General features: G+C 72.8%; 19 protein-coding genes. 12 read left to right on the top strand and 7 right to left on the bottom strand.

The annotated features are described in order from the left end of the window. Positions 1-136 precede the first annotated feature (136 nt). Positions 137-1,264 (bottom strand): aminoglycoside phosphotransferase family protein, encoded by a 1,128-nt coding sequence (locus ACWFQ8_RS05750; protein ID WP_453784932.1) that lies wholly within the window; start codon positions 1,262-1,264, stop codon positions 137-139. A gap of 231 nt (positions 1,265-1,495) precedes the next feature. On the opposite strand from ACWFQ8_RS05750, the gene ACWFQ8_RS05745 reads away from it, so the two are divergent. Next, complete coding sequence (locus tag ACWFQ8_RS05745) at positions 1,496-2,992, top strand: DNA-binding protein NsdB (RefSeq protein ID WP_453784931.1); 1,497 nt, start codon at positions 1,496-1,498, stop codon at positions 2,990-2,992. A 125-nt stretch (positions 2,993-3,117) separates the two neighbouring features. Here the strand turns inward: ACWFQ8_RS05745 and ACWFQ8_RS05740 are convergent, their stop codons facing one another. Further along, positions 3,118-4,545: a PP2C family protein-serine/threonine phosphatase gene (locus tag ACWFQ8_RS05740; protein WP_453784930.1), complete on the bottom strand. Its 1,428-nt coding sequence runs from the start codon at positions 4,543-4,545 to the stop codon at positions 3,118-3,120. A 202-nt stretch (positions 4,546-4,747) separates the two neighbouring features. Beyond that, a complete protein-coding gene (locus ACWFQ8_RS05735) occupies positions 4,748-4,999 on the bottom strand; it encodes an SCO4226 family nickel-binding protein (RefSeq protein ID WP_453784929.1) in 252 nt (83 codons plus the stop codon). Between the two features lie 341 nt (positions 5,000-5,340). Between ACWFQ8_RS05735 and ACWFQ8_RS05730 the strand changes: the two genes are divergently transcribed. Together ACWFQ8_RS05730 and ACWFQ8_RS05725 are read left to right on the top strand one after the other, a co-directional pair. Further along, positions 5,341-7,551 (top strand): molybdopterin cofactor-binding domain-containing protein, encoded by a 2,211-nt coding sequence (locus ACWFQ8_RS05730; RefSeq protein WP_453784928.1) that lies wholly within the window; start codon positions 5,341-5,343, stop codon positions 7,549-7,551. 21 nt (positions 7,552-7,572) lie between these two features. Then, complete coding sequence (locus ACWFQ8_RS05725; RefSeq protein ID WP_453784927.1) at positions 7,573-8,028, top strand: (2Fe-2S)-binding protein; 456 nt, start codon at positions 7,573-7,575, stop codon at positions 8,026-8,028. 48 nt (positions 8,029-8,076) lie between these two features. Here the strand turns inward: ACWFQ8_RS05725 and ACWFQ8_RS05720 are convergent, their stop codons facing one another. Both ACWFQ8_RS05720 and ACWFQ8_RS05715 read right to left on the bottom strand, forming a co-directional pair. Continuing rightward, complete coding sequence (locus tag ACWFQ8_RS05720; protein ID WP_453784926.1) at positions 8,077-8,490, bottom strand: SHOCT domain-containing protein; 414 nt, start codon at positions 8,488-8,490, stop codon at positions 8,077-8,079. 195 nt (positions 8,491-8,685) lie between these two features. Continuing rightward, positions 8,686-9,927, bottom strand: coding sequence for a PucR family transcriptional regulator (locus ACWFQ8_RS05715; protein ID WP_453784925.1), 1,242 nt, complete (start codon positions 9,925-9,927; stop codon positions 8,686-8,688). A gap of 263 nt (positions 9,928-10,190) precedes the next feature. Here ACWFQ8_RS05715 and ACWFQ8_RS05710 point away from each other — a divergent pair, with 263 nt between their 5' ends. From ACWFQ8_RS05710 to ACWFQ8_RS05675, 8 genes are all read left to right on the top strand, one after another. Next, entirely contained in the window at positions 10,191-10,433 is a 243-nt protein-coding gene (locus tag ACWFQ8_RS05710) for a helix-turn-helix domain-containing protein (protein WP_453784924.1), read from the top strand. Between the two features lie 160 nt (positions 10,434-10,593). Next, positions 10,594-11,010, top strand: a complete 417-nt coding sequence (locus ACWFQ8_RS05705; protein WP_453784923.1) for a hypothetical protein — start codon at positions 10,594-10,596, stop codon at positions 11,008-11,010. After that, entirely contained in the window at positions 11,007-11,792 is a 786-nt protein-coding gene (locus tag ACWFQ8_RS05700; protein WP_453784922.1) for a transcriptional regulator, read from the top strand. The genes ACWFQ8_RS05705 and ACWFQ8_RS05700 overlap by 4 nt, the downstream gene beginning before the upstream one ends. Positions 11,793-11,863: 71 nt before the next feature. After that, positions 11,864-12,283 carry a roadblock/LC7 domain-containing protein gene (locus ACWFQ8_RS05695; protein WP_453784921.1) on the top strand — a complete coding sequence of 140 codons (420 nt, stop codon included), beginning with the start codon at positions 11,864-11,866 and terminating at the stop codon, positions 12,281-12,283. Between the two features lie 88 nt (positions 12,284-12,371). Next, a complete protein-coding gene (locus ACWFQ8_RS05690) occupies positions 12,372-12,746 on the top strand; it encodes a hypothetical protein (protein WP_453784920.1) in 375 nt (124 codons plus the stop codon). A 183-nt stretch (positions 12,747-12,929) separates the two neighbouring features. Then, positions 12,930-16,514, top strand: coding sequence for a bifunctional glycosyltransferase/CDP-glycerol:glycerophosphate glycerophosphotransferase (locus ACWFQ8_RS05685; RefSeq protein WP_453784919.1), 3,585 nt, complete (start codon positions 12,930-12,932; stop codon positions 16,512-16,514). Positions 16,515-16,638: 124 nt separating this feature from the next. Continuing rightward, positions 16,639-17,121 carry a VOC family protein gene (locus ACWFQ8_RS05680; protein ID WP_453784918.1) on the top strand — a complete coding sequence of 161 codons (483 nt, stop codon included), beginning with the start codon at positions 16,639-16,641 and terminating at the stop codon, positions 17,119-17,121. Positions 17,122-17,345: 224 nt separating this feature from the next. Continuing rightward, positions 17,346-17,786, top strand: coding sequence for a hypothetical protein (locus ACWFQ8_RS05675; protein WP_453784917.1), 441 nt, complete (start codon positions 17,346-17,348; stop codon positions 17,784-17,786). Between the two features lie 101 nt (positions 17,787-17,887). Here the strand turns inward: ACWFQ8_RS05675 and ACWFQ8_RS05670 are convergent, their stop codons facing one another. Together ACWFQ8_RS05670 and ACWFQ8_RS05665 are read right to left on the bottom strand one after the other, a co-directional pair. Continuing rightward, positions 17,888-18,331, bottom strand: a complete 444-nt coding sequence (locus ACWFQ8_RS05670) for a subtilase-type protease inhibitor (RefSeq protein ID WP_453784916.1) — start codon at positions 18,329-18,331, stop codon at positions 17,888-17,890. Positions 18,332-18,597: 266 nt separating this feature from the next. Then, positions 18,598-19,056 (bottom strand): Crp/Fnr family transcriptional regulator, encoded by a 459-nt coding sequence (locus ACWFQ8_RS05665; protein WP_453784915.1) that lies wholly within the window; start codon positions 19,054-19,056, stop codon positions 18,598-18,600. 267 nt (positions 19,057-19,323) lie between these two features. On the opposite strand from ACWFQ8_RS05665, the gene ACWFQ8_RS05660 reads away from it, so the two are divergent. Continuing rightward, complete coding sequence (locus tag ACWFQ8_RS05660; RefSeq protein ID WP_453784914.1) at positions 19,324-21,249, top strand: glycoside hydrolase family 5 protein; 1,926 nt, start codon at positions 19,324-19,326, stop codon at positions 21,247-21,249. The last annotated feature ends 204 nt before the right edge of the window (positions 21,250-21,453 follow it).

Here is a 21,453-nt window from a genome sequence, read left to right as displayed (position 1 = left end):
GGCGGCTCCAGCGTTCTGATGCCAAGTCAGAAAAGGTGTTCGGAGGATCATGTGATGTCAAGGCATCCGGCGTCCCGGACACGGCGAAGTCCCGTGGCGGTGGGTGCCACGGGACTTCGGTACCGGGGGCAGGGCGTCAGCGGGTGCCGACCGCCGCGCGGACCGCCCTGCGGGCCATGCCGGCGTCGTCGTGCAGGCGGCGCAGCAGGAGACGCTGCTCCTCGCCGGAGGACAGGGCGCCCGCCGGGAGCGGCTGGGTGGGGACCGTCGCCTGCATCGAGCGCTGGACGGCCGTCTCGGACATCCGGATCTCCCGCGTCAGCACGAGCATCAGATTGACGAGGAAGGCGTCCCGCACGGCCGGCCCGGCGGACTGGGCGAGCCGGCTGATCTGGCTGCGGGCGGCCGGGGCGTCCCCCAGTACCGTCCACAGCGTGGCCAGGTCGTAGCCCGGGAGGTACCACCCGGCGTGCTCCCAGTCGAGCAGCACCGGGCCCGCGGGCGACAGCAGCAGGTTGGACAGCAGGCAGTCGCCGTGGTTGAACTGGAGGCCCGTGCCGGACAGCTTGACCCCGTGCAGCAGCTTCTGCAGGTCGCCGAGGTCCCGGTCCGTCAGCAGACCCAGCTCGTAGTCACGGGCGATCCGCCGGGCGTAGTTCAAGGGTGTTCCGAAGAGCTCGGCCGGCGGACGCCACTGGTTGACCCGGCACACCGCGCCCAGGGCCGCCCGCAGGTCGACCCGCGGCGGTGCCTCCACCGGGTGCCGCTGGAGCGCGGCCACCCGGCCCGCCATGCGCTCCACCACCAGCGTGCAGTTCTCCGGGTCCGCGGCGATCAGCCGGGGCACGCGTACCGGGGGACGGTGCCGGACGAAGGTCCGGTACGCAGCTATTTCGTGCCGGTACCGCTCGCGCCACTCGGGTGAGTGGTCCAGTAAAACCTTCGCGACGGCGGTCGTCCGGCCGGTCGTCCCCACCAGGAGGACCGAGCGGCCGCTGCGCCGCAGCACCTGTACCGGTGCGAACTCCGGACAGATCCGCTGCACCGAGGCGAGCGCGGTGCGCAGTTGCGCTCCCTGCGGTCCCGAGAGGTCGATTCTTCCGCTGAGCGACGGCTGGGACCCGGTGCCCGGCATCCGCCTGGCCCGTACGGCGCCTTGCGCCGGGGCCGAGGGCCGGCCGGGTTCGAGGTAGGGACCGCCGCCCGCCTGGAGCGTGCGGTGCGGCCGGACCGGGGCGGACACGGAGGACGTTGCTGCGTACATGGCGTTACGGATCCCTTCGTGCGCCGACGATTGCGTACGCCACCCCGCCGGATCCCGTGCTTCACCCTGGGGAGTTCCGCCGGTGATACCGGGTCGGGGAGGCGCATTCCTACCTGACACCCGGCTGTGGGTGGCGGACCATCAGGCGTGCCCTGGCGAACCCTGGCGAATAGTCGCTGGGCATCTGACGGCGGGCTACTGTCAACTCAGCCGAGAACCTGGGGGCTTGACGTGAGCAAAGGTCCGAACACCCGCCTCAACGATCTGTTCGGCCTGGCCGGCTGGTCGAAGGGCGAGCTGGCGAGGATGGTGAACCGGCAGGCGGCGGCGATGGGCCACCACCAGCTGGCCACCGACACCTCGCGGGTGAGGCGCTGGATCGACATGGGGGAGTCCCCGCGCGAACCGGTTCCCACGGTACTGGCAGCACTGTTCACCGAGCGGCTCGGTCGTGTCGTGACCATCGAGGACCTCGGGTTCGTACGGCAGCGGCGCACCACGAAACGGCAGCCGGACGGGGCGCAGGAGAACCCCGACGGGATGCCCTGGGCGCCCGAACGCACAGCCGCGGTCCTCACCGAATTCACGGGAATGGACCTCATGCTCAACCGTCGCGGTCTGATGGGCGCGGGAGCCGCGCTCACCGCCGGCTCAGCCCTCAGCAACGCCATGTACGACTGGCTGCACACCGACCCCGCCCTCGCCAGGGAGGCGCAGCACTTCGGAGAGGCCTTCCAGGCCGATCCGGCGGGCTACGACCGCTACGAGGCCGCGCCCATCGGCTCCCAGGAGATCGAGGCCCTGGAGCGCTCCGTGGACGTGTTCCGCGCCTGGGACGCCTCCCGAGGGGGCGGACTCCAGCGCAAGGCCGTCGTCGGCCAGCTCAACGAGGTGGGCGGCATGCTCGCCTACCACCACCCCGACCACCTCCAGCGCCGGCTGTGGGGCGTAGCGGCGAACCTGGCCGTCCTCGCTGGCTGGATGTCCCACGACGTGGGTCTCGAACCGACGGCGCAGAAGTACTTCGTGATCGCCGCGCACGCGGCCCGGGAAGGGGGCGACCGCCCCCGCGCCGGCGAGGCGCTGTCGCGCGCCGCCCGCCAGATGGTCCACCTCGGCAAGCCCCACGAGGCCCTGGACCTGATGAAACTGGCCCAGTCCGGGTCCGGTGAGCAGACCCTGCCGCGCACCCGCGCCATGCTGCACACCATCGAGGCCTGGGCGCAGGCCGCGATGGGCAAGGGCCAGGCGATGCGCCGCACCCTGGGCGAGGCGGAGGAACTCTTCGTCTCCGACAAGGGCGACGTGCCGCCGCCGAGTTGGATGCAGCACTTCGACGAGGCGGACCTGCACGGCATGCAGGCGCTGGCGTACCGGACGCTCGCCGACCACGACGCCTCGGCGGCGCCGGTCGCCGCGCGGCACGCCAGGGAGGCGCTGCGGCTGCGCGGGGAGGGGTACCAGCGGTCGCAGATCTTCGACTACATCTCGATGGCCTCGGCCTGCTTCATCGCGGACGAGCCGGAACAGGCCGACCGCTACGCCCGACTGGCCCTGGTCTCCATGCACGAGACGTCCTCGCACCGGACGTGGGACCGACTCCGGGAGATGTACCGGCTCACGAGCCAGTACGCCGGCTACGCGCGCATCGAGGACCTGCGCGAGGAGATCGAGCTGGCCCTGCCCGACGGCCCGGCCCGGCGCGTTCCGCGCGGTTCGGCGGTGTAGGGCGAGCAGTGGCAGGCACCGGGACGAGAAGAGGGCCGCGCCTTCACGGCGCGGCCTCCGCGACGGGCTCGGTCCCCGGCCGGAGACGTCCCGGGACGTCACTCCACCGGGGTCCGACCGCCCGTCTACCCGCCCACCCGGGCCACGAGCACGCAGGCGTCGTCCTCACGCTCGCTCTCGCCGAACTCCTCGATCACCAGCCGTACGCAGTCCCGCGCCGACCGCGCCTGCGAGAACCTCGGGGCGAGTGCCAGCAGCCGCTCGGTCCCGTCGGCACGGCTGAACTCGATGCTGCGCGGGGTCAGTCCGTCGGTGTTCAGGACGAGTACGTCGCCCACGTCGAGGCGTTCCTCGGCCTGCCCGTACGTCGCGCCCGAGGTCGCGCCCAGCAGCACACCCTCGGGGGGCAGCAGGGAGCGGCCCGAGCCGCGGCGGAAGAGCAGGGGCGCCGGGTGGCCCGCCTGAGCCCAGGACAGCACGCGCCGAGCGGGATCGTAACTGCAGCACACGGCGGAGCCGAGCGCGGGCTGTACGGAGGTCTCCAGGAGCTGGTTGAGCCAGCCCATCAGCGGGCCGGGCTCGATCCCGGCCATGGCCATCCCGCGCAGGGCGCCCAGCACCATCGCCATCCCGGAGGTGGCGGTGACGCCGTGCCCGGTCAGGTCGCCGACCGTCAGCATCGACCGGCCGTCGGGGAGTTCGAGGGCGTCGTACCAGTCGCCGCCGATGAGCGCGCTGGTCGCGGAGGGGAGGTAGTGCGCGGCCACGTCGAGGGTGCCCACGCCGTGCTGCGGGAACCGCAGGGAGCCGCGCCACGGGGGGAGCACGGCTTCCTGCAGCTCGACCGCCAGCCGGTGCTCGGTCTGCGCGATCTCCCGCCGGCGCTGGAGCGAGTCGCGGGACTCGCGTACCGCCCGCTGGCTTCGGCGCAGTTCACTCACGTCCCGCAGCACGGCCCACATGGAGGCCGTGCAGCCGTCGGAGTCGAGTACCGGCTCGGCCCTCATGTGCAGCGTCCGGACGCGGCCGTCGGCCCGGACGATGCGGAACTCGCCGTCGATGGGCTTGCCGTCCACCAGGCAGGCGGTGACCCAGGAGGTGAGCAGCGGCTGGTCCTCGGAGAAGAGGGTGGAGCCCAGTTCGTCGAGGGGGAGCGCGCCGGCCTCCGGCGAGCGCCCGAAGATCTGGAAGAGCTCGTCGGACCAGGTGACCTCGTCGGTCAGCAGGTTCCACTCGGCACTGCCGACGCGGGTCTGACGGTCCTCGGGAGCGGGCACGGGCGCTGCCTGCGGCAGCAGTTCGACCAGCTCCGGGACGGGCGGCAACCCCTCCTTGAGCTGGTCCAGGTGCTGGCCGAGGTCGTCGAGGTGGTGGACGGCGAGGTCGCACAGCGCACGCTGCCAGCGGCCCTGGGCGTCGTCGTCGTCCACGACGGTGTCGCGGCGGACCGCGTCCACTTCTCCCCGGAGCCGCCGGGTCTGTGAGATCAGTGCGTCCACCGACCCCGGCTCGGGCGGCTGCGCGGGACGGTCCGCGAACAGGTGGGACGGCATGAGAACTCCGATACAGGCGCGGCACGGCCAAGTCTGATGGAAGGACCGGTAACGACTGTTGCACAGGCCGCGACGGCGTGTAAGGCGTTTGGCAACATCCGCCGCGTTCTTGCTTCCGACATATGCCCGAGGCCTTCCGGTCGCCTTTTCCCGTGCGAACGAATCCGGTCAACCGTGCCGGGCCGCGGGACCGGGCGCCGCGTCAGGACACGGTGACCGGTACCGGATGGATCTCGTCCGCCGGGTGCCCGGCGCGTTCGTGGACCCGCTGGACCGCGTCGGCGGAGGGACCCTCCGAGAGGCAGTAGACGGTGCCCGACTCCGGGTCGGCCCATGCCCGCTGGAAGTGGACGCCCTCGTCCGCCTCGACCGCCAGGTCCGCCTTGTGGGCGGCCGCCAGCTGCTCCGTGGTGATGCCCTTCATCCCGGTGTGGATGTCCATGAACATGGTCATGGTGGACCACCTCCCTTTCCTCCCTCCATGGTCCGCCCGAGGAGGTACCGGGTCGAGCCGGGAGCGGCAGGGGCGGCCGGAAATCGGCGTCGCCGGCGGCACCGCTCGCTCGTACGGCCGAGGCGTACGAGGGTTCCGTACCCGCAGTATTCTTCCCGGCCGCGATCAACCCGCCTGGCCGAGCACCCCCGAACGGAGGACCCGCGCCACCGGCGCCCATGCGCAAGGCCCCCCCGCGAGCACCGCTTCCCACCGCGGGGGAGGGTGGCTACTCTACGTGTCGGTAACGAGCCGGGGGTGGTCCGCACGGGCGGGCCCGCGCAGGGTGGGGACACGACGACATGACCGGGCAGAGCCGCCGTTCCTTCCTCACCGCGCTCGTCGCCGCGCCCACCCTGGCCCTCGTCACCCGCGCCGGCGCCGACGCGTTCGCCCCGCAGACCGCCCACGCCGTCGTTCCCTCGCTGCCCGCCGTCGCCGACATCGTCGACCTCGGCGACCTGTTCATCCTGGCCGGCGCCCCCACCTCCGCGCTGCTGGCCCTGGCCGTCGACGCGGACGGCACCGTCCGCTTCCGGCTGCCGCGCGAGGAGGTCGGCCAGGGATTGACCACCGCCGTGGCCATGCTCGTCGCGGAGGAACTCGACGCGCCGCTGGCACGCGTACGGGTGGAACTGGACGACGCGAGGCCCGAACTGCTCTTCAACCAGCTCACCGGCTCCTCGAACTCGATCCGGTCCCTGTACGGACCGGTCCGGCAGATCGCCGCGACCGCCCGGGCCCGCCTCCTCGCCGCGGCCGGCCGCCGCTGGAACCTCGCCCCCGCCACGCTGACCACCGCCGACGGCGTCGTCCGAGCCCCCGACGGCCGCACCGCCGACTACGGCGCCCTCGCCGCGGCCGCCGCCGACCCGGGGCTGGTCGTGCTCGGCGCCACCCCCAAGGAGACGGCGAAGCACACCCTGGTGGGCAAGGCAACCGGCCGGATCGACGCCCGCGCCATGGTCACCGGGGCCCAGCGGTACACCCTCGACCTCGACGTGCCCGGGGCCAAGCCCTGCGTGGTGCGCCGCCCGCCCACCCTGGGCGGCAGCGTCCGCACCGTCACCAACCTCGCCGCCGTCCGGGCCATGCCCGGCGTCCTGCACGTCGTGACCGTCCCGACCGGGGTCGCCGTCGTCGCCGAAACCTTCGGGCAGGCCATGGACGCCAAGGCCGCGCTCCAGGTCACCTGGGGCCCGGGGCCCGCCGACCAGCTCTCCGACACCCAGGTCCGCGCCGCCCTGCGCGCCGCCACCCCGCCACTGCTGGTGCCGCCGCTGCTCACCCCGTACGTGGACGCCGAGTTCGACTTCGCCTTCGTCAGCCACGCCCCGATGGAGACCAACTCGGCCGTCGCCGACGTACGGGAGGACGGCGCCGAGATCTGGTCCGGCCTCAAGTCGCCCATCGTGGCCCGCCAGACCATCGCCGCCGACCTCGGGCTGCCGCTCGACACGGTGAAGGTGCACGTGGTCCAGGCCGGCGGATCCTTCGGCCGGCGCCTCTTCTTCGACGCCGCCTTGGAGGCGGCCCGGATATCCAAGGCCTGCCGCCGCCCGGTCCGGCTGATGTGGACCCGCGTGGACGACACCCGGCACGGCCGGATGCGCCCCGCCACCCACCACAAGATCCGTGCCACGCACCTGCTCGGGGAGGTGCTCAGCTTCGAACACCGCGTCGCCGCCGTCGAGACCGACTTCCGGCACGGACTCGGCGAGATCATCACCGCGACCGCCGCGCACCTCCCGGCGGGGATCGGCAACGCCACCCTCGCGCAGACGCTGTTCCACACGACGGTGAAGTCGCCCTACCACTTCGGGCTCACCACCCAGGCCCTGACCGAGGTGTCGACCGGGATCCCCACGGGCTCCTGGCGTTCGGTGTACTCCGCCAACACGCGCGGCGCCGAGGAGATCGTGGTCGACGAGCTCGCCGCCCGGACGGGCCGGGACCCGTACCGGTTCCGGCGCGCTTTCCTCAAGAACGCCGCGCAGCGCGCGGTCCTCGACAAGGTGGCGACGGAGGGGCAGTGGGGCCGGCCGATGGAGGCGGGCCGCGCCCAGGGCATCGCCTTCCACGAGGAGTACAAGTCCCGTACGGCCTGCCTGGTCGAGATCGACACCCGGGACCCGGAGCGCGCCCGCGTCACCAAGGCGGTCATCGCGGTCGACGTGGGCCTGCCCGTCAATCCGCGCGGGCTGGAGGCGCAGATGATCGGCGGCCTCACCGACGCCATCTCCACGACGCTGCGCGCCGGTCTGCACCTGGACAAGGGACTGCCACTGGAGGGCAGTTACAGCCAGTTCCACTGGGCGACCCAGCGCGACACGCCCCGTGACGTACGGGTCTTCGTCCTGCCGGCCACCGGCGACGAGCCGGGCGGCGCCGGCGAGCTCGGCGTCCCGGCGGCGGTCGGCGCGATCGCCAACGCCTGGGCGCGGGCCACCGGCTTTGCGCCGCGCCGCTTCCCCCTCGACTTCGACGTCGACTTCACCCCCTACCCCCGATAGCCCGGGAACCAGGAGTACGCCGTGCCCTCGCACACCTTCACCGTCAACGGGCGGAGCGTCACCGTGGACGCGCCCGACGACCTGCCCCTGCTGTGGGTGCTCCGCGACATGCTGGGCGTCACCGGCCCCAAGTACGGCTGCGGCGTGGACGTGTGCAAGGCCTGCACCAGCCACCTCGACGGCACGGACGTCCGGCCGTGCGTCGTGCCCGTCTCCGCGTGCGCGGGGAAGGCGGTGACCACCATCGAGGGCCTCGCGGACGGGGACGACCTGCACCCCGTCCAGGAGGCCTGGCTCGAACAGGACGTCTCCCAGTGCGGCTTCTGCCAGCCCGGCCAGATCATGGCGGCCGTCGCGCTGCTGCGGCGTACCGCCGAGCCCACGGACGAGGACATCGACGCCATCGCCAACATCTGCCGCTGCGGGACCTACTTCCGGATCAGGGAGGCCATCCGCAGCGCGGCCGCCCGCATGTGAGCGGGCGGGCCGGGCCGGGAGCGGACGGGAGCGGGACTGACCGGCGGGTCAGCGCAGGAGCTTCTGCTTGGCCTGCTGGTACTCCTCGTCGCTCAGGTCGCCCTTCGCCTTGAGCTCGGAGAGGCGGACCAGGTCGTCGGCGGTCGCACGCTGCGGGTCCTTGACGGTGTCCCGGACGTAGGCGTTGAAGGCCTCCTGCCGCTCCTGCGCGTGGGTGATCTCGCGCCTGCCCATGTTCTTGCCGCGGGCGATCACGTAGACCAGCACGCCGAGGAAGGGGATGAGGATCAGGAACAGCAGCCAGGCGGCCTTGAGCCAACCGTTCATGTCGTGGTCGCGGAAGATGTCCACGATGACGCGGAAGAGCAGCACCAGCCACATGACCCACAGGAAGATCCACATCACGGTCCAGAACGCACCGAGTACCGGGTAGTCGTAGGCCAGGTAGGCAGACGCATCCATGGCCGTCCTCCTTCTTCCGTCCGGGCGGCGACCGCTCCCGTGCGTCCACTGCGGCGGCGCCGATGTGATCACCATCGCAGCGCCCCTCCAAGATCGCCACCGCTCGGCGCCGGGGCGGATTCCGGCAGGACACGGCACTCGTAGGGGCAGGGCCCGACATGCGGTAGGTACCAGGCCGGGGCTACGGGGTCGTAGCTACGAGGGCTGCGGCCACGAAGGGTTCGGCCGGGCGTGGGCGGGGCCCCGCTCCCCGGCGGCCCGCTGCATCACCGCCGTGTGCGCCAGTGCCAGCTCCACCACGTGCTCCGGGTCGGACAGGGAGCGGCCGGTGAGCTGCTCCAGCCGCCGCAGCCGGTTGGAGACGGTGTTGCGGTGGCAGTACAGCCGCTGCGCGGCGTAGGCGGTCGAGCCCTGGCAGCCCAGCCACGTGCCCAGGGTCGTCAACAGCACCCGGCGGTCCTCGGCGGGCAGGGCCAGCACCGGCCCCAGCACCACCCGGCGCAGCCGGTCGGCGAGTTCCGCCTGCGCGGCCACCAGGGCCGCCGGCAGCCGCTCGTCCAGCAGCGCGGTGCGGGGGGCGGCGGACGCAGGTACGGTGCGCAGCGCCAGCGCCGCCAGCCGGTACGCCCGGGCCAGCTCGGCGGGCGACGCCACGACCGGACCGACGCCGGCGCGGACCCCGAGCGGCGCGAGCAGGTCCCGTACGGACTCCAGGGGGTGGTGGCCCAGCTCGACGACCCCGGTCTCCCCGTCGGCCCGGACGCGCCACAGCACGCGCGGCCCGTCGGCCGGGGCGGCGCCCGCGAGGGGGTCCGAGGCGGCGGCGGGCCCGGGCGCGCAGCCGGCGGGCCCCAGGACGACGACCGCGAACCGGCCCCGGTCCGGCAGCCCCAACTGGGCGGCGGCCTCCGAGGCGGTGGGACCGCCGGCGGCGCCTCCGCCGTCCAGCAGGGCGTCCAGCAGGGCGGCGCGGCGCTCCCGGTCGCGGTCGCTTCGGGTGGCCTCGGTGTGCCGGTACGCCTCGGCGACCGCGTCCGTCACCTGGTCCAGGACGTCCCACAACGCGGTCGCGCCCGGCACCATCGCGGGCAGCGCCGCCCGGTCGTGTGCGGCCACCGCCTCGGTGAGGGTCTGCCACAGCACCCGCCCGCCCCGCCGGTACGTGCGCAGCAGCGAGGTCAGCGGCAGCCCCTGTTCGGCGCGCAGGGTTCCCGTCGCCCGGGCGTCGGCCAGCTCGACGGACAGGTCCCGGGAACTGCGGACCAGGCCCTCGACGGCCTGCCGGAGCTTGTGGTGGATCCGCTCGCGCAGCTCGGCCCGGCCGAGGAGGGCGGCGTACGCGGGATCCTCGGCCAGGGTCAGGACGGCGAGCCGGTCCGCCGCGACGGCGATCCGGCGGGCCAGGTCCTCACGTATCTCCTCGATGATCCGCTCCATGACGCGCAGCCTGACACGGGGGAGTGGGCGCTGGGGAGGGCCTCGACAGCGGCGGCCCGCGGAGCCCTTCGCGGCGGAAGGGGTCCGTCGGCGCGAGGAGGGCGGTCCGTCGGCGCAGGGGCGGGCGGCGGCACCGGAACGACGCGGCCCGACACCGCATGAGTTGATCTTATGCTCAGGTTTACGCGCGTCCGCTGGTTTTGCGGGCGGCGAGTGGCTTTGATGGGTCCGCCAGGCCTCGCACCGGAGCAGGGGGACTACGCATGGGCACCGACCGCAACCACAAGGCCAGTACACCCACTCTCATCGGTTCCGTACAGCGTGCGCTGCGCCTCGTGGAAGCGATGCACGCGGAGGGCGGCGCGACGGCCAAGCGACTCGCCCGGCTCACGGGCATTCCGCTGCCCACCGTCTACCACCTGCTGCGGACCCTCAGCCACGAGGGCTATGTCCAGCACGAGGACGGCTCCTTCCGGCTCGCGGACGATCTCCCGCTCGCTTCGTGATCAAAAGCCGACGGGTTCCGGCCAAGCTGTCACGCGGTTCGACGCATGTTCCAGCGGAAAATGCCAGAACGCCCTTTCGGCCTGTGGAAGTTGAGTAAGTTCCCTCCTGTCGCGCCGTACGACCGTGCAGCCCGCACGTCCGGCCGGGAGGGGAGCCCGCGTGCCCGGGATCGACGAATGCCTGCTCGAAGCCATGGCCTTGCCAGGTGCGCGGGGGGCCGCGCTGGTCGACTGGAGCAGCGGACTGGCCCTCGGCACCGCCGGTGAGTCGCCCGTCGGTGATCACGAGACGACCGCTGCCGAGACCGCCGAGCTGGCCCGGGCGGCCGCCGAGTACGAGTCCTTCGCACCGTTACCCGGTCCGATATCCGGCGACGACGGGGACCCCTCGGCCGCGGGCCCGCCCGTCGAGGACCTCATCGTCACCACCCGCACCGGCTACCACGTGCTCCGCTTCGTCGAGACCAGCTTCGACAGCAGTGTCTTCCTGCACCTGTGGCTGGACCGCACCGACGGCAACCTCGCCCTCGCCCGCTACAGACTCCGCGCCCTGGCCGAAGGGCTGGTGCTCCGGTGACGGTCCCGGCCGCGGCGACCGGGCTCTCCGTCGCCGTCTCCCCCCTGCTCACCCGCCTCGCCGCCGAGCGGGCGACGGGCGCCCTGCTCCGCGACCGCGGCACCCTCTTCCTGGAGGACGGCCGCATAGTGCACGCCGAGAGCCCGGCCACCCCCGGCCTCGACGTCCTGCTGACCGCCGGCGGCGGGCTCGCCCCCGAACGCTGGCGCGAGGCCGTGGACCGGGCCGGCGCCCGCCGCCAGGTGGCCCGCTTCCTCGTCGACAGCGGCGGCCTCGCGGGCGGTGAGCTGGAGATCTGCCACCTCGCCGCCATCTTCGACGCCGCGTTCTTCGCCCTGTCCCCGGGGAGCGGCCCCTCCCGGTTCCGCCGCGGGGCCACCCACTGGATCGGCTCGGTCCGCTCGGTGCCCGCCGCCGCCGTCGAACGCGAGACCCGGCGCCGCCGCGAGCTGCTCGACGCGGTCTGGCCCTACCCGCTGCTGGACACCGCGCCGGTGGTGCCCCGGGCCGCCGCCCCGGGCCAGACGATCACCGTCCGCCAGCGGCTCCTGCTGGACCGGGCGGACGGCGTACGGACCCCCGCCGATCTGGCGTGGGCCCTGGGCCGGCCGGCCTTCCACACCCTGCTCGACGTACGGCGCCTCGCGGCCGCCGGACTGGTCGAGACGCCGCACGCACCGGCCCCCCCGCCGCCCGCGCTGCCCGACTGGATGACCCAGGCCCAATCCCCGGACGTGGCGCTGCTCCGCCGGTTACGCGACGCACTGGAGGCAAGCCTGTGAGGCTCCCGCTGCGACCGGTCCTGCGCGCCGACCGCTCCGAGCGGAGGCAGCCCGAAAGGAGAAAGGCAGACATGAGTACGGTGCCGGCCGAAGCGGTGGCCGAGATACTCGCCGAGCTCCGCAGACTGCGTGCCCGGTTGCCCCAGCTCACCGGCGCCCTCGCGGCGAGCGCGGACGGCCTGGTACTCGCCCACGACAGCGCGGCCACCGAGGCGGAGTCCGTCGCCGCCCTGACCGCAGCCGCCCTCGGAGTGGCCCAGCGCCTCAGCGACTGCACCGGCCAGGGGGGATTCCGCGAGCTGCTCGTACGCGGTGAGCGCGGATACACCGCCACCTATGCGGCGGGCGAGGCGGCCGTCCTCACCCTCATCGCGGAACCGCGCGTCAACGTCGGACGGCTCCACCTGGAAGCCCGGCGTTCCAGCCTTCGCATATCCGAGCTCATCGACCGCACCCTCGGCAGGCGGGGCCCCGGCGCCCCGTCGGCCTGACCGAACCCCGCGGCGGGACCGCCCCGGACCCGCTCACCCGGACCCGTCACCGGATCCCGTAACCAGCGAAAGAGAAAGAGGAACCGTCATGGTCAATGTGGAGACCGCGCTCAAGGAAGCCACCACCACGATCGAGGGCGCGATCGGCGCCGCCCTGGTCGACTACAGCAGCGGCATGGCCCTCGGCACGATCGGCGGCAGCAAGGACCTCGACCTCACGGTCGCCGCCGCGGGCAACACCGACGTGGTGCGCGCCAAGGTCCGGACGATGGAGATGCTCGGGCTCAACGACGAGATCGAGGACATCCTCATCACCCTCGGCGGCCAGTACCACCTCATCAGGCTGCTCAAGGGCCGCAACGCCACCGGCTTCTTCCTCTACCTGGCACTCGACAAGGGCCGGGCCAACCTCGCGATGGCCCGCCATCAACTGAAGAAGATCGAGGCCGAACTAGAGGTCTGACCGGCGCCCGAGCCCGTCGGACCGCGTCGTCGAGGTGGCGGGCGGCTTAATTCTTTGCCGTCCGCCCCGACGATCGGCTGCACTATGTCCGGGATGCGGCGACTTTATGATTCTGTTACAGAGTAAGATGCTGTGAGTAGCTGATCATCGATAAAGCATAAAACGCTGGAGAACCCGCCACCCATGCCCCCGCGCCTGAGCATCGTCGTCCCCGTCTACAACGTCGAGCTCTACCTCGACGAGTGCCTGGAATCCATCGCCGCTCAGACCTTCGAAGACTTCGAGGTCATCCTCGTGGACGACGGGTCCACGGACACCAGCGCTGTCATAGCCAAGGCCTTCGCCGCACGGGACAAGCGCTTCCGGGTCGTCATGCAGGACAACGCCGGCCTCGGCGCCGCACGCAACGTCGGCGCCCGGCACGCGGACAAGGACAGCGAGTACCTGGCCTTCGTCGACAGCGACGACACCATGCCCGACTACGCGTACCAGCGGCTCATCGAGGCCCTCGACGAGACGGGCTCGGACTTCGCCGGCGGCAACGTGAAGCGTTTCCGCTCCGTCGGCATGCAGCAGTCCTGGGGCCACCGGGCGGCCTTCGCCAAGACCCAGCTGAAGACGCACATCTCCAAGTTCCCGGCGCTGGTCACCGACCGCACCGCGTGGAACAAGGTCTACCGGCGCAGCTTCTGGGACCGGCACGGCTTCCAGTACCCGGAGGGCATCCTCTACGAGGACGCCCCCGTCAGCATCCCCGCCCACTACTTCGCATCCAGCGTCGACATCCTCAGCGACTGCGTCTACCACTGGCGCGTCCGCGAGACGGGCGAGCGCTCCATCACCCAGCGCTCCACCGACCCCGTCTCCCTCATCGACCGCGTCACCTCCGTCCGCCTGGTCCGCGAGTCCCTCAAGGCCAAGCAGGGACAGGGCGCGAAGTACACCCGTTACCTGCGCGACTACGACTACAACGTGCTGAGCGAGGAACTCCCGCTCATCTACAAGTACGTCGGAGAGGGCGGCGCCGACTTCCGCGCCGCGTTCGTCAAGGAGGTCGGCGGCCTCGTCCGCGAGATCGGCACCGGCCCCTGGTCCGACCTCACCGTCGCCGACCGCCTCAAGGCGTACCTCGCCAGTGAAGGCCGGGTCGAGGAGTTCATCGCGCTCCAGGACCACCAGCGCGACTACCACTACAGCGTGCCGGTCAAGGGCCTCGCCCGCCCGCAGGCCGACTACCCGTTCCTGCAGGGCCGCCCGCCGGTCCCGGCCAAGATCCTCACCCTCGGCCCGCGCGAGCGCCGCGTCGTCAGCCGCCTGGAGCAGGCCGCCTGGGCCGACGGCAAGCTGCTGCTGCGCGGCTACGCCCTGCCCGGCCACCTCGGCGCGGAGAGCCGCCTCGGCTCGCGCAAGATGCTCGTCTTCCGCGAGGGGGGCAAGCGCCGCCGCTCCGTCGTCAGCACCCGTACGGTCGCCTCGCCGATGGCCACGGTCAACGCCCCGCACCTCGCGCTGCGGCACGCCGACTGGGCCGGCTTCACCGCGGTCGTCGACCCCTCGATCTTCCAGTCGGGCGGCACGTGGCGCGAAGGGATATGGACCACCTCGGTCGCCGTCACCGGCGCCGGCGGCCTGCACCGCGCCCGCCTGCGCGGCGGTGAGCACAACACCGGGCAGAACCCGCCCCCGCACTGGGTCGCCCCGGACGTCCGGATCGTGCCGACCGTGGCCGGTGCCTTCACCGTCCAGGTCGAGCTCGTACGCGCCCGCGCCCTCGACGTCCGCCCGGCCGGTGACGACGCCGTCGAGATCGCCGGCGAACTCGCCGCCGAGGTCGGGGCCGCCGCGACCCTGCAGGCCGTCCACGTCAGCACCGGAGCCGTCCTCTCCGTCCCGCTGGAGACCACCGCCGCCGGCTCCGGCCGCGTCCCGTTCACCGTCCGCGTGCCGCTGGCCGACCTGGCCGCCGTACCGGACGCCGAGTGCGAGCCCGGCGAGTGGACCCCGGAGCCCTGGAGCCTGTCCGTGCTCGGGGCCGACGGCACCCAGCACCGCCTGGTCCACGACGAGCGCGGCGGTTTCGCCGGCCTGGTCCTGCCGCTGCCCGGAGGGGACACCTCCCGCGCCCTGTTCGCCAAGCGCGGCAACACCGGGCACCTGACCCTCTCCGTGCAGCCCTCGCCGCCGCTGGTCGACGAGGTCGCCGCGACGGACGGCGCCGTGACCCTGCGCGGCCGCTTCGTCGCGCCCACCGACGAGCCCTACGAGCTCGTCCTGCACAACGTGCACGGCGTGGAGTTCAGCTACCCCGTCGACCGCGACGGGGACACCTTCGAGACCACCTTCGAGCCCGTGCTCCCCGAGGCGTACGCCGGCCGCACCACCCTCCCCGAGGGCCGCTGGTGGCCGACCCTGCGCCCGGCCGCCCAGGGCGGAACCACCGCCGGCCTGCTCGGCGTCGACCGCGGCGCCCCCGTACAGGTGGCCCCCGGGCTGCTCTTCTCCGGACCCGTGCCCCTCACCGTGCTGGGTCGCCGGATGCGGGTCGAGACCCGCTTCTACGACCGCATGGTGCTGGTCGCCGACCCGCTGCTCAGCCCGCACGACCGCTCCAACTTCGCCCAGCGCGTGGCCCGTTTCGAGACCTACCCGGCGCAGCGCGCCCTGCCGGTCAAGGACGTGGTGGTCTACGACACCTTCCGCGGGAACGGCGCGGGCGACTCGCCCCGGGCCATCCACGAGGAGCTGCTGCGCCGGGGCGAGAAGCTGGAGCACGTCTGGCTGGTCCGCGACGGCCGGGCCGAGGTCCCCGCGACGGCACGCGCCGTCCAGTACGGCAGCGTCGAATCGTGGGACCTGCTGGCCCGGGCCCGGTACTTCGTGACCAACGACAGTGTTCCGACCCGCTTCCAGCGCCGCCCCGGACAGGTCGTCGTCCAGACCTGGCACGGCACACCGATCAAGCAGATCGGTCACGATTTCGTCCACGACTACTACACCAGCCCCGAGATCCTGGAGGGGCTGGCGCACGACAGCGCCCAGTGGTCGCTCCTCGCCTCCCCGAGCTCGTACGCGACGCCGCTGCTCAAGCGCGCGCTCGGTTACGAGGGCGAGGTCATCGAGGCCGGCAGCCCGCGGACGGACGCCCTCGTGCGGCCCGACGCGGAGCGGATCGCGGAGGTCCGGCGCCGCCTCGGCCTGCCCGAGGGCAAGAAGGTCGTCCTCTACATGCCGACGTGGCGGGAGAACTGCGAAGGCTGGTCCGGCGGTTACAAGCTCGACCTGCGGATCGACCTGGAGCAGGCCCGCCGCCGGCTCGGCGAGGACCACGTCCTGCTGGTCCGCGGCCACCACCATGTGGGCGAGCAGGTCCGCGACGGCGTCCGCGACGGCTTCGTCGTCGACGTCTCCCGCTGGCCCGACGCCACCGACCTGCTGCTCGTCGCCGACGTCCTGATCTCGGACTACTCCTCCGCGATCTTCGACTTCGCGCTGACCGACAAGCCGATCCTGCTCTTCACCTATGACCTTGAGCACTACCGGAGCACGCTGCGCGGCTTCAACTTCGACCTGACGGAGAAGGCGCCCGGCCCGCTGCTGGCGGATTCCACGAGCCTGATCGACGCCGTGCGCGACGTGGACGCGGTGAGCGCCGAGTACGCCGAGGCCCGGGCGGCGTTCCGCGCCGAGTTCTGCGACCTCGACGACGGCCGCGCCGCGGAGCGCGTCGTCGACCGCATGCTCGCCAAGGGCGCCGAGCCCGCGCAGTAGGCCGGACGGGCGAAAAGCAGGCGAACACGGACCGGCCCCGGGCCCACCGATGAATTTCGGGCCCGGGGCCGGTCTGTATGTGAGGGAAGGGATCCATCCGCCCCGCACGCGCCTGGAGGCAGCCATGACCAGCAACGGATTCACCACGTGCCTGTGGTTCGACGGCGACGCGGAGGCCGCCGCCGACTACTACCTGTCCGTCTTCAAGGACGGCAGGCTCGGCAGGATCGGCCGCTACACGGAGGCGGGACCCGGCCCGGCCGGGTCGGTGATGGTCGTCGAATTCGAGATCAACGGGCAGAAGTTCATCGGTCTCAACGGAGGCCCGCAGTTCCCCTTCACCGAGGCGGTCTCCTTCCAGATCCGGTGCGCCGACGAGGCGGAGGCGGACTACTACTACGAGGCCCTGACCAGGGACGGTGGCCAGGAATCGGCCTGCGGTTGGGTCAAGGACAAGTTCGGTGTGTCCTGGCAGGTCACTCCGGAGGAGGCCATCGACCTGGTCTCCGACCCGGACCCGGCGCGGGCGGCGCGGGCCACCGCCGCGATGATGCGGATGAAGAAGCTGGACGTGGCGGCGATGCGCCGCGCCGCCGACGGGGAGTAGTTGCCCGGGAAGACCGCTCCACCGCCGGTCGCGGCGGATGCGGGTGGAGATCGCGGTCCCGGGGGCACGGCCGAACGCCGCGCACCTGGCGCCGTGACCCCGGGCCGCGGTCGCCGCGCCGTCGCGAGCGGGTGGCCGGTGCCCGGTGAATCACGCCCCCCACAGGAGTGAGATCAGTGCGGCACCCGGCCCGGTGCACCCGCCGAGCGGGTACAAAGCCGGACATGACGCTCAAGACCTACTTTCTCGGCGCCCTGCTGCCGGCCCTGCTCGCCCTGTCGGCCCCGGCCTCCGCCTCGGCGGCGGCCCAGGCGGACCGGGCGGCACAGATCCAGCAGGGGCACACCGCCGCCGACATCAGCCGTTTCCTCAGCGCCTTCTACGGCGACCACGGCCCGACCGCGCACAGCCGGGAGACCGAGGTCTCCCAGGTCCTCAAGGACAAGCAGAACGCGAACAAGGAGGGCGACGTCGACGTTCTGCTCTGCGCCCAGAACGAGCCGCAGGACATCGGCGTCGGCCCGGTCACCGTCGTCCAGTCGGCCGGGGTGGGCTGGGCCACCGTCACCACGCACTGGGGAGCCGCCGACACGGACACCTTCACCGCGTACGTCCGCCTCGACTCCCGGCCCATCCTGCTGGACGACGTGATCTGCGCCGGCTGAGTGCTCGCACGGCACGCGCCCGGCCGGGCGGTCTCGGTCGACGTGCCCGACGCCGACCGACCCGAAGTCCGGTCTCCACGCTGCCCGTCGCGGGGAGTCCGTCAGAAGTCGAACAGCACGCCGTTGGAGTTCCGCAGGCCGCACGGGTTGGCGAAGGTGTACGCGTAGCCGACCCTGCCGCCCTCCCACACTCCGTCCGCCGTCACCGTCATCGGGTTCCACTCCCTGGTACACGCGGTGTCGGCGGCCGGCGCCGCGAGCGCGTCCCATCCGGCCTGATTCGCGCGCAACTCGGCGCAGGCGGCCGCCGGGTTCGGGTGCGTCCCCGCCGGAGCCGGTGCGCACACGAGCGTCACCGCCCGCACCACGGTGCCCGCGTCGGCGTCCTCCCCCGCCGTGAGGGCGAGCACGAGCGCCGACGGCGGGTAGAGGCTCGCCGTGCCCGCCGGTGCGGCCCCGGCCGCTCCGGGCCAGGCCAGCGCCGTGAGCGCGGTGAGCGCCATCGCGGCGGAACCGAGGGCGAGACCCCTTGAGATGGACCGCATTTCGAACACTCCCTTGAAGTCGGTGTTTCGGATAGCGGACAGAGTCTTGCCCAGAGCGAGCGCGAACGCCCGTTCGTACCTCCATTTTTCGTCACCGATCGTGTACGGATGAGTGCAGACCGCAGCCGGGGCCCCGGGCTGACCAGTGCCGCAGCCGCCCGTGGAATCGGCCGAACACCGACCGGGACATCCCCCCGAAACCCCGCCGCCGGTCGCGCGGTCGCCCATCGGCGCGCCGCGCGGCCCGCCGCGGCGGGCCGCGCAGGTCAGCTCGCCGTGAGGCGCGGGGCGTACAGGTCGAGCAGTCGGGTCCGCGTCTGGTGCAACCGCAGGGCGAGGACGCGCCCCACCCAGTGCCCGACCGCCGAGCCGAAGGCGGGATCGGCGTCCATCAGCATCCGGACGGCGTGCGCGTCGAACTCGTACGCGCGCACCGGGGTCATCGCCTCCGCCGCCAGCTGCCACACGTACGGCGGGAACAGCCACGACCAGCCCACCAGCTCGCCGGGGCCGAGGTTCTCCACCTGCGCTGCCTTGTGGCCGGGCACGGGGATTTCCAGGGTCACGGTGCCGGAGCGCACGATCCAGAAGGAATCGGCCCGCGCGCCCTCGTCGAAGATCCGCGTTCCCTCCGGGAAATTGACCTCGCGGGCTCGCGACATCAGCCGTCCGCGATGCTCGGTGGACAGGACGGCAGCGATCCGAACGGGGGAAGGTGTGCTCACGACGGCCTCCGATCACGACCCCCCACGACACTCCTGCTTCCCCCAGTGTGGCCCACGTCCGGCGGAACGGGCCCTGCCTCTTCCGGGAGCCCGCCGGAGCGCCAGTACGTGGGGGCCCGCAGGGGCGGAAGTAACCCTGTGTGATCGGGTTGGAGCGGTTCGCTCCGGAAACCGGACGTGATTCCCTGCTTCCACCCTGAGCGACCGGCCGGTAACTTGGCCGCCGCGCCGACCGCCCCCGGACGGCGGCAGCCCGGTGGGAGCGATATGAAGAACCTCTTGCGCGCGGTCCTGTGCGCCCTGCTGCTCGCCGCGGGTGTCCTGCCCGCCCGGGCCGCGGCGCCCGCGGCCGCCCCGACCGGCACGGCCGCGGTCGAGCCGGCCGGAGCCACGGCGGATTGGGCGCCGCCCCTGTCCACGCGGGGCCGGTACGTGGTCGACGCGCGGGGCGACCGCTTCCGGCTGCGCTCGGGGAACTGGGACGGTGCCCAAGGGTCATGGAACGGCTCCGGCGACCGGGACGACCCGGCCACCCACCACAGCGGGCAGCACGCGTACGGCATCCCCCTCGGCCTGGACCGCGTACCCCTGTCCACCCTGCTGGCCGACTACCGCGCCCTCGGGCTCAACAGCATCCGGCTGCCGTTCTCCAACGAGATGCTCCGCACCACCGCCCCGGTGCCGGACGCGGCCGTCACCGCCAATCCCGCCCTGCGCGGCCGGACCCCGCTCCAGGTGTTCGACGCCGTGGTCGCCGCGCTCACCGCCGAGAACTTCGCCGTCATCCTCAACAACCACACCGTGACCACCCGGTGGTGCTGCGGTCTGGACGGCAACGAACGCTGGAACAGCGGCCGTTCCACCGCCCAGTGGGCCGACGACTGGGTGTTCCTCGCCCGCCGCTACCGTGACGACCCGCGCGTGGTCGGCGCCGACCTCTACAACGAGGTGCGCCGCGACGTCTTCGACGACCCCAACTGGGGCCTCGGCGACGGACACGACTGGCACGCCGCCGCCCAGGAGGCGGCCGACCGCATCCTCACCGAGGCCAACCCCGACCTGCTGATCGTGATCGAGGGCATCAACTGGACCGGCCTGCCCGTGGACGGCTTCCCGCACGGCCGTCCCACCCTCACCCCCGTGCACACCCTGTCCCACACCCTCGTCGTCTCCGGCAAGCTGGTCTACTCGGCCCACTTCTACGGCTACACCGGCCCGCGCCACAGCGGCGCGACCGGTCTCGGCGAGACCAGCGACCCGCGCTACCAGGACCTGACCCGCGCCCAGTTGGATCAGACCCTCCACGACCAGGCGTTCTTCGTCTCGGCCGAGACCGGCGCGCACTTCACCGCCCCCGTCTGGATCAGCGAGTTCGGCATCGGCGCCGACGAGAACGGCGCCGCCCCGCGCGCCTGGTTCGACCACCTCACCGCCTACTTGACCCGCACGGACGCCGACTTCGCGTACTGGCCCCTGGTGGGCTGGAGCACCACCGTCCAGGGCGCGCCCGGGGGCGACACCTGGGCCGTGCTCCGCTACGACAGCACCGGCCGCCGGACCGGAGTGCTGGATCCGGGGGACTGGCGCACCGCGCCCTGGAGCGCCCTCGTCGGCGCCCCGGGCCGGACCGGCCCCGTCCCCGCCACCCCGGCCCGCTACCAGCTGACCACGGACCACCGCGACCACAACGCCTCGCTGCGGACCCGGTCCGGCGGCGACTGGGACAGCGGGGCCCGCAAGGCGGCCTGCCCCGACGGCGCCCGCCTGGAAGGGTTGGCCCACACCGGCGGACGCGGGCTGTGCGCCACCGACGACCTGCGCGCCGCGTCCGGTTCCGCCACCGCGGTCCGCGACGAGAGGTACGTCCCGCCGGGCGGGGACTGGGCCACCGGGTACACCAAACTCCACTGCCCGGCGGGGCAGTTCCTCATCGGCTACAGCCTGCGCGGCGAGCGGGTCTCGGCGGCGCTGTGCGCCCCGGCCCGTACCTCCCTCCCGGCGGGCGGACGCACCCTCTGGTTCGACCGGGGCGACAACCGCCCGCAGGGGTACCCGGGCGGGGAGTTCGCGCACGGGCACTACAAGGGCCAGTGCGCGTCCACCGAGTACGCGGCGGGCATCGCCTTCACCACCCGCGCCGCCACCCGCCCGTCCCCGGCCGCGCTGCTCTGCCGCCCGCTGCCGGGTTACTGACGGGCGGGGGCAGCCCGGCCTCGGACAGAGTGCGGTGCGACATCGGCCGACCGCACCCATGACACGAGCTCATGAGTGGTCAGCGCGGACCGGGGCGGCCGTGCCTCTCAGGGCTTCCGGCCGCTCACTGCCCGGCGCAGTTCGGCATCCGATGCGTCAGGGGGGATGAATCGAGCGCCGAATCCCCCTAGGGTGCGCCCGTAC

It is taken from the genome of Streptomyces sp. NPDC055254 (assembly GCF_053606025.1).
This window is presented reverse-complemented; position numbering and strand designations above follow the sequence as displayed.

Coding starts and splice junctions, on each gene's coding strand:
- ACWFQ8_RS05750 (WP_453784932.1), bottom strand. CDS start 1,264: ATGTACGCAGCAACGTCCTCCGTGTCCGCCCCGGTCCGGCCGCACCGC.
- ACWFQ8_RS05740 (WP_453784930.1), bottom strand. CDS start 4,545: ATGCCGTCCCACCTGTTCGCGGACCGTCCCGCGCAGCCGCCCGAGCCG.
- ACWFQ8_RS05735 (WP_453784929.1), bottom strand. CDS start 4,999: ATGACCATGTTCATGGACATCCACACCGGGATGAAGGGCATCACCACG.
- ACWFQ8_RS05730 (WP_453784928.1), top strand. CDS start 5,341: ATGACCGGGCAGAGCCGCCGTTCCTTCCTCACCGCGCTCGTCGCCGCG.
- ACWFQ8_RS05720 (WP_453784926.1), bottom strand. CDS start 8,490: ATGGATGCGTCTGCCTACCTGGCCTACGACTACCCGGTACTCGGTGCG.
- ACWFQ8_RS05715 (WP_453784925.1), bottom strand. CDS start 9,927: ATGGAGCGGATCATCGAGGAGATACGTGAGGACCTGGCCCGCCGGATC.
- ACWFQ8_RS05710 (WP_453784924.1), top strand. CDS start 10,191: ATGGGCACCGACCGCAACCACAAGGCCAGTACACCCACTCTCATCGGT.
- ACWFQ8_RS05695 (WP_453784921.1), top strand. CDS start 11,864: ATGAGTACGGTGCCGGCCGAAGCGGTGGCCGAGATACTCGCCGAGCTC.
- ACWFQ8_RS05690 (WP_453784920.1), top strand. CDS start 12,372: ATGGTCAATGTGGAGACCGCGCTCAAGGAAGCCACCACCACGATCGAG.
- ACWFQ8_RS05685 (WP_453784919.1), top strand. CDS start 12,930: ATGCCCCCGCGCCTGAGCATCGTCGTCCCCGTCTACAACGTCGAGCTC.
- ACWFQ8_RS05680 (WP_453784918.1), top strand. CDS start 16,639: ATGACCAGCAACGGATTCACCACGTGCCTGTGGTTCGACGGCGACGCG.
- ACWFQ8_RS05675 (WP_453784917.1), top strand. CDS start 17,346: ATGACGCTCAAGACCTACTTTCTCGGCGCCCTGCTGCCGGCCCTGCTC.
- ACWFQ8_RS05670 (WP_453784916.1), bottom strand. CDS start 18,331: ATGCGGTCCATCTCAAGGGGTCTCGCCCTCGGTTCCGCCGCGATGGCG.
- ACWFQ8_RS05660 (WP_453784914.1), top strand. CDS start 19,324: ATGAAGAACCTCTTGCGCGCGGTCCTGTGCGCCCTGCTGCTCGCCGCG.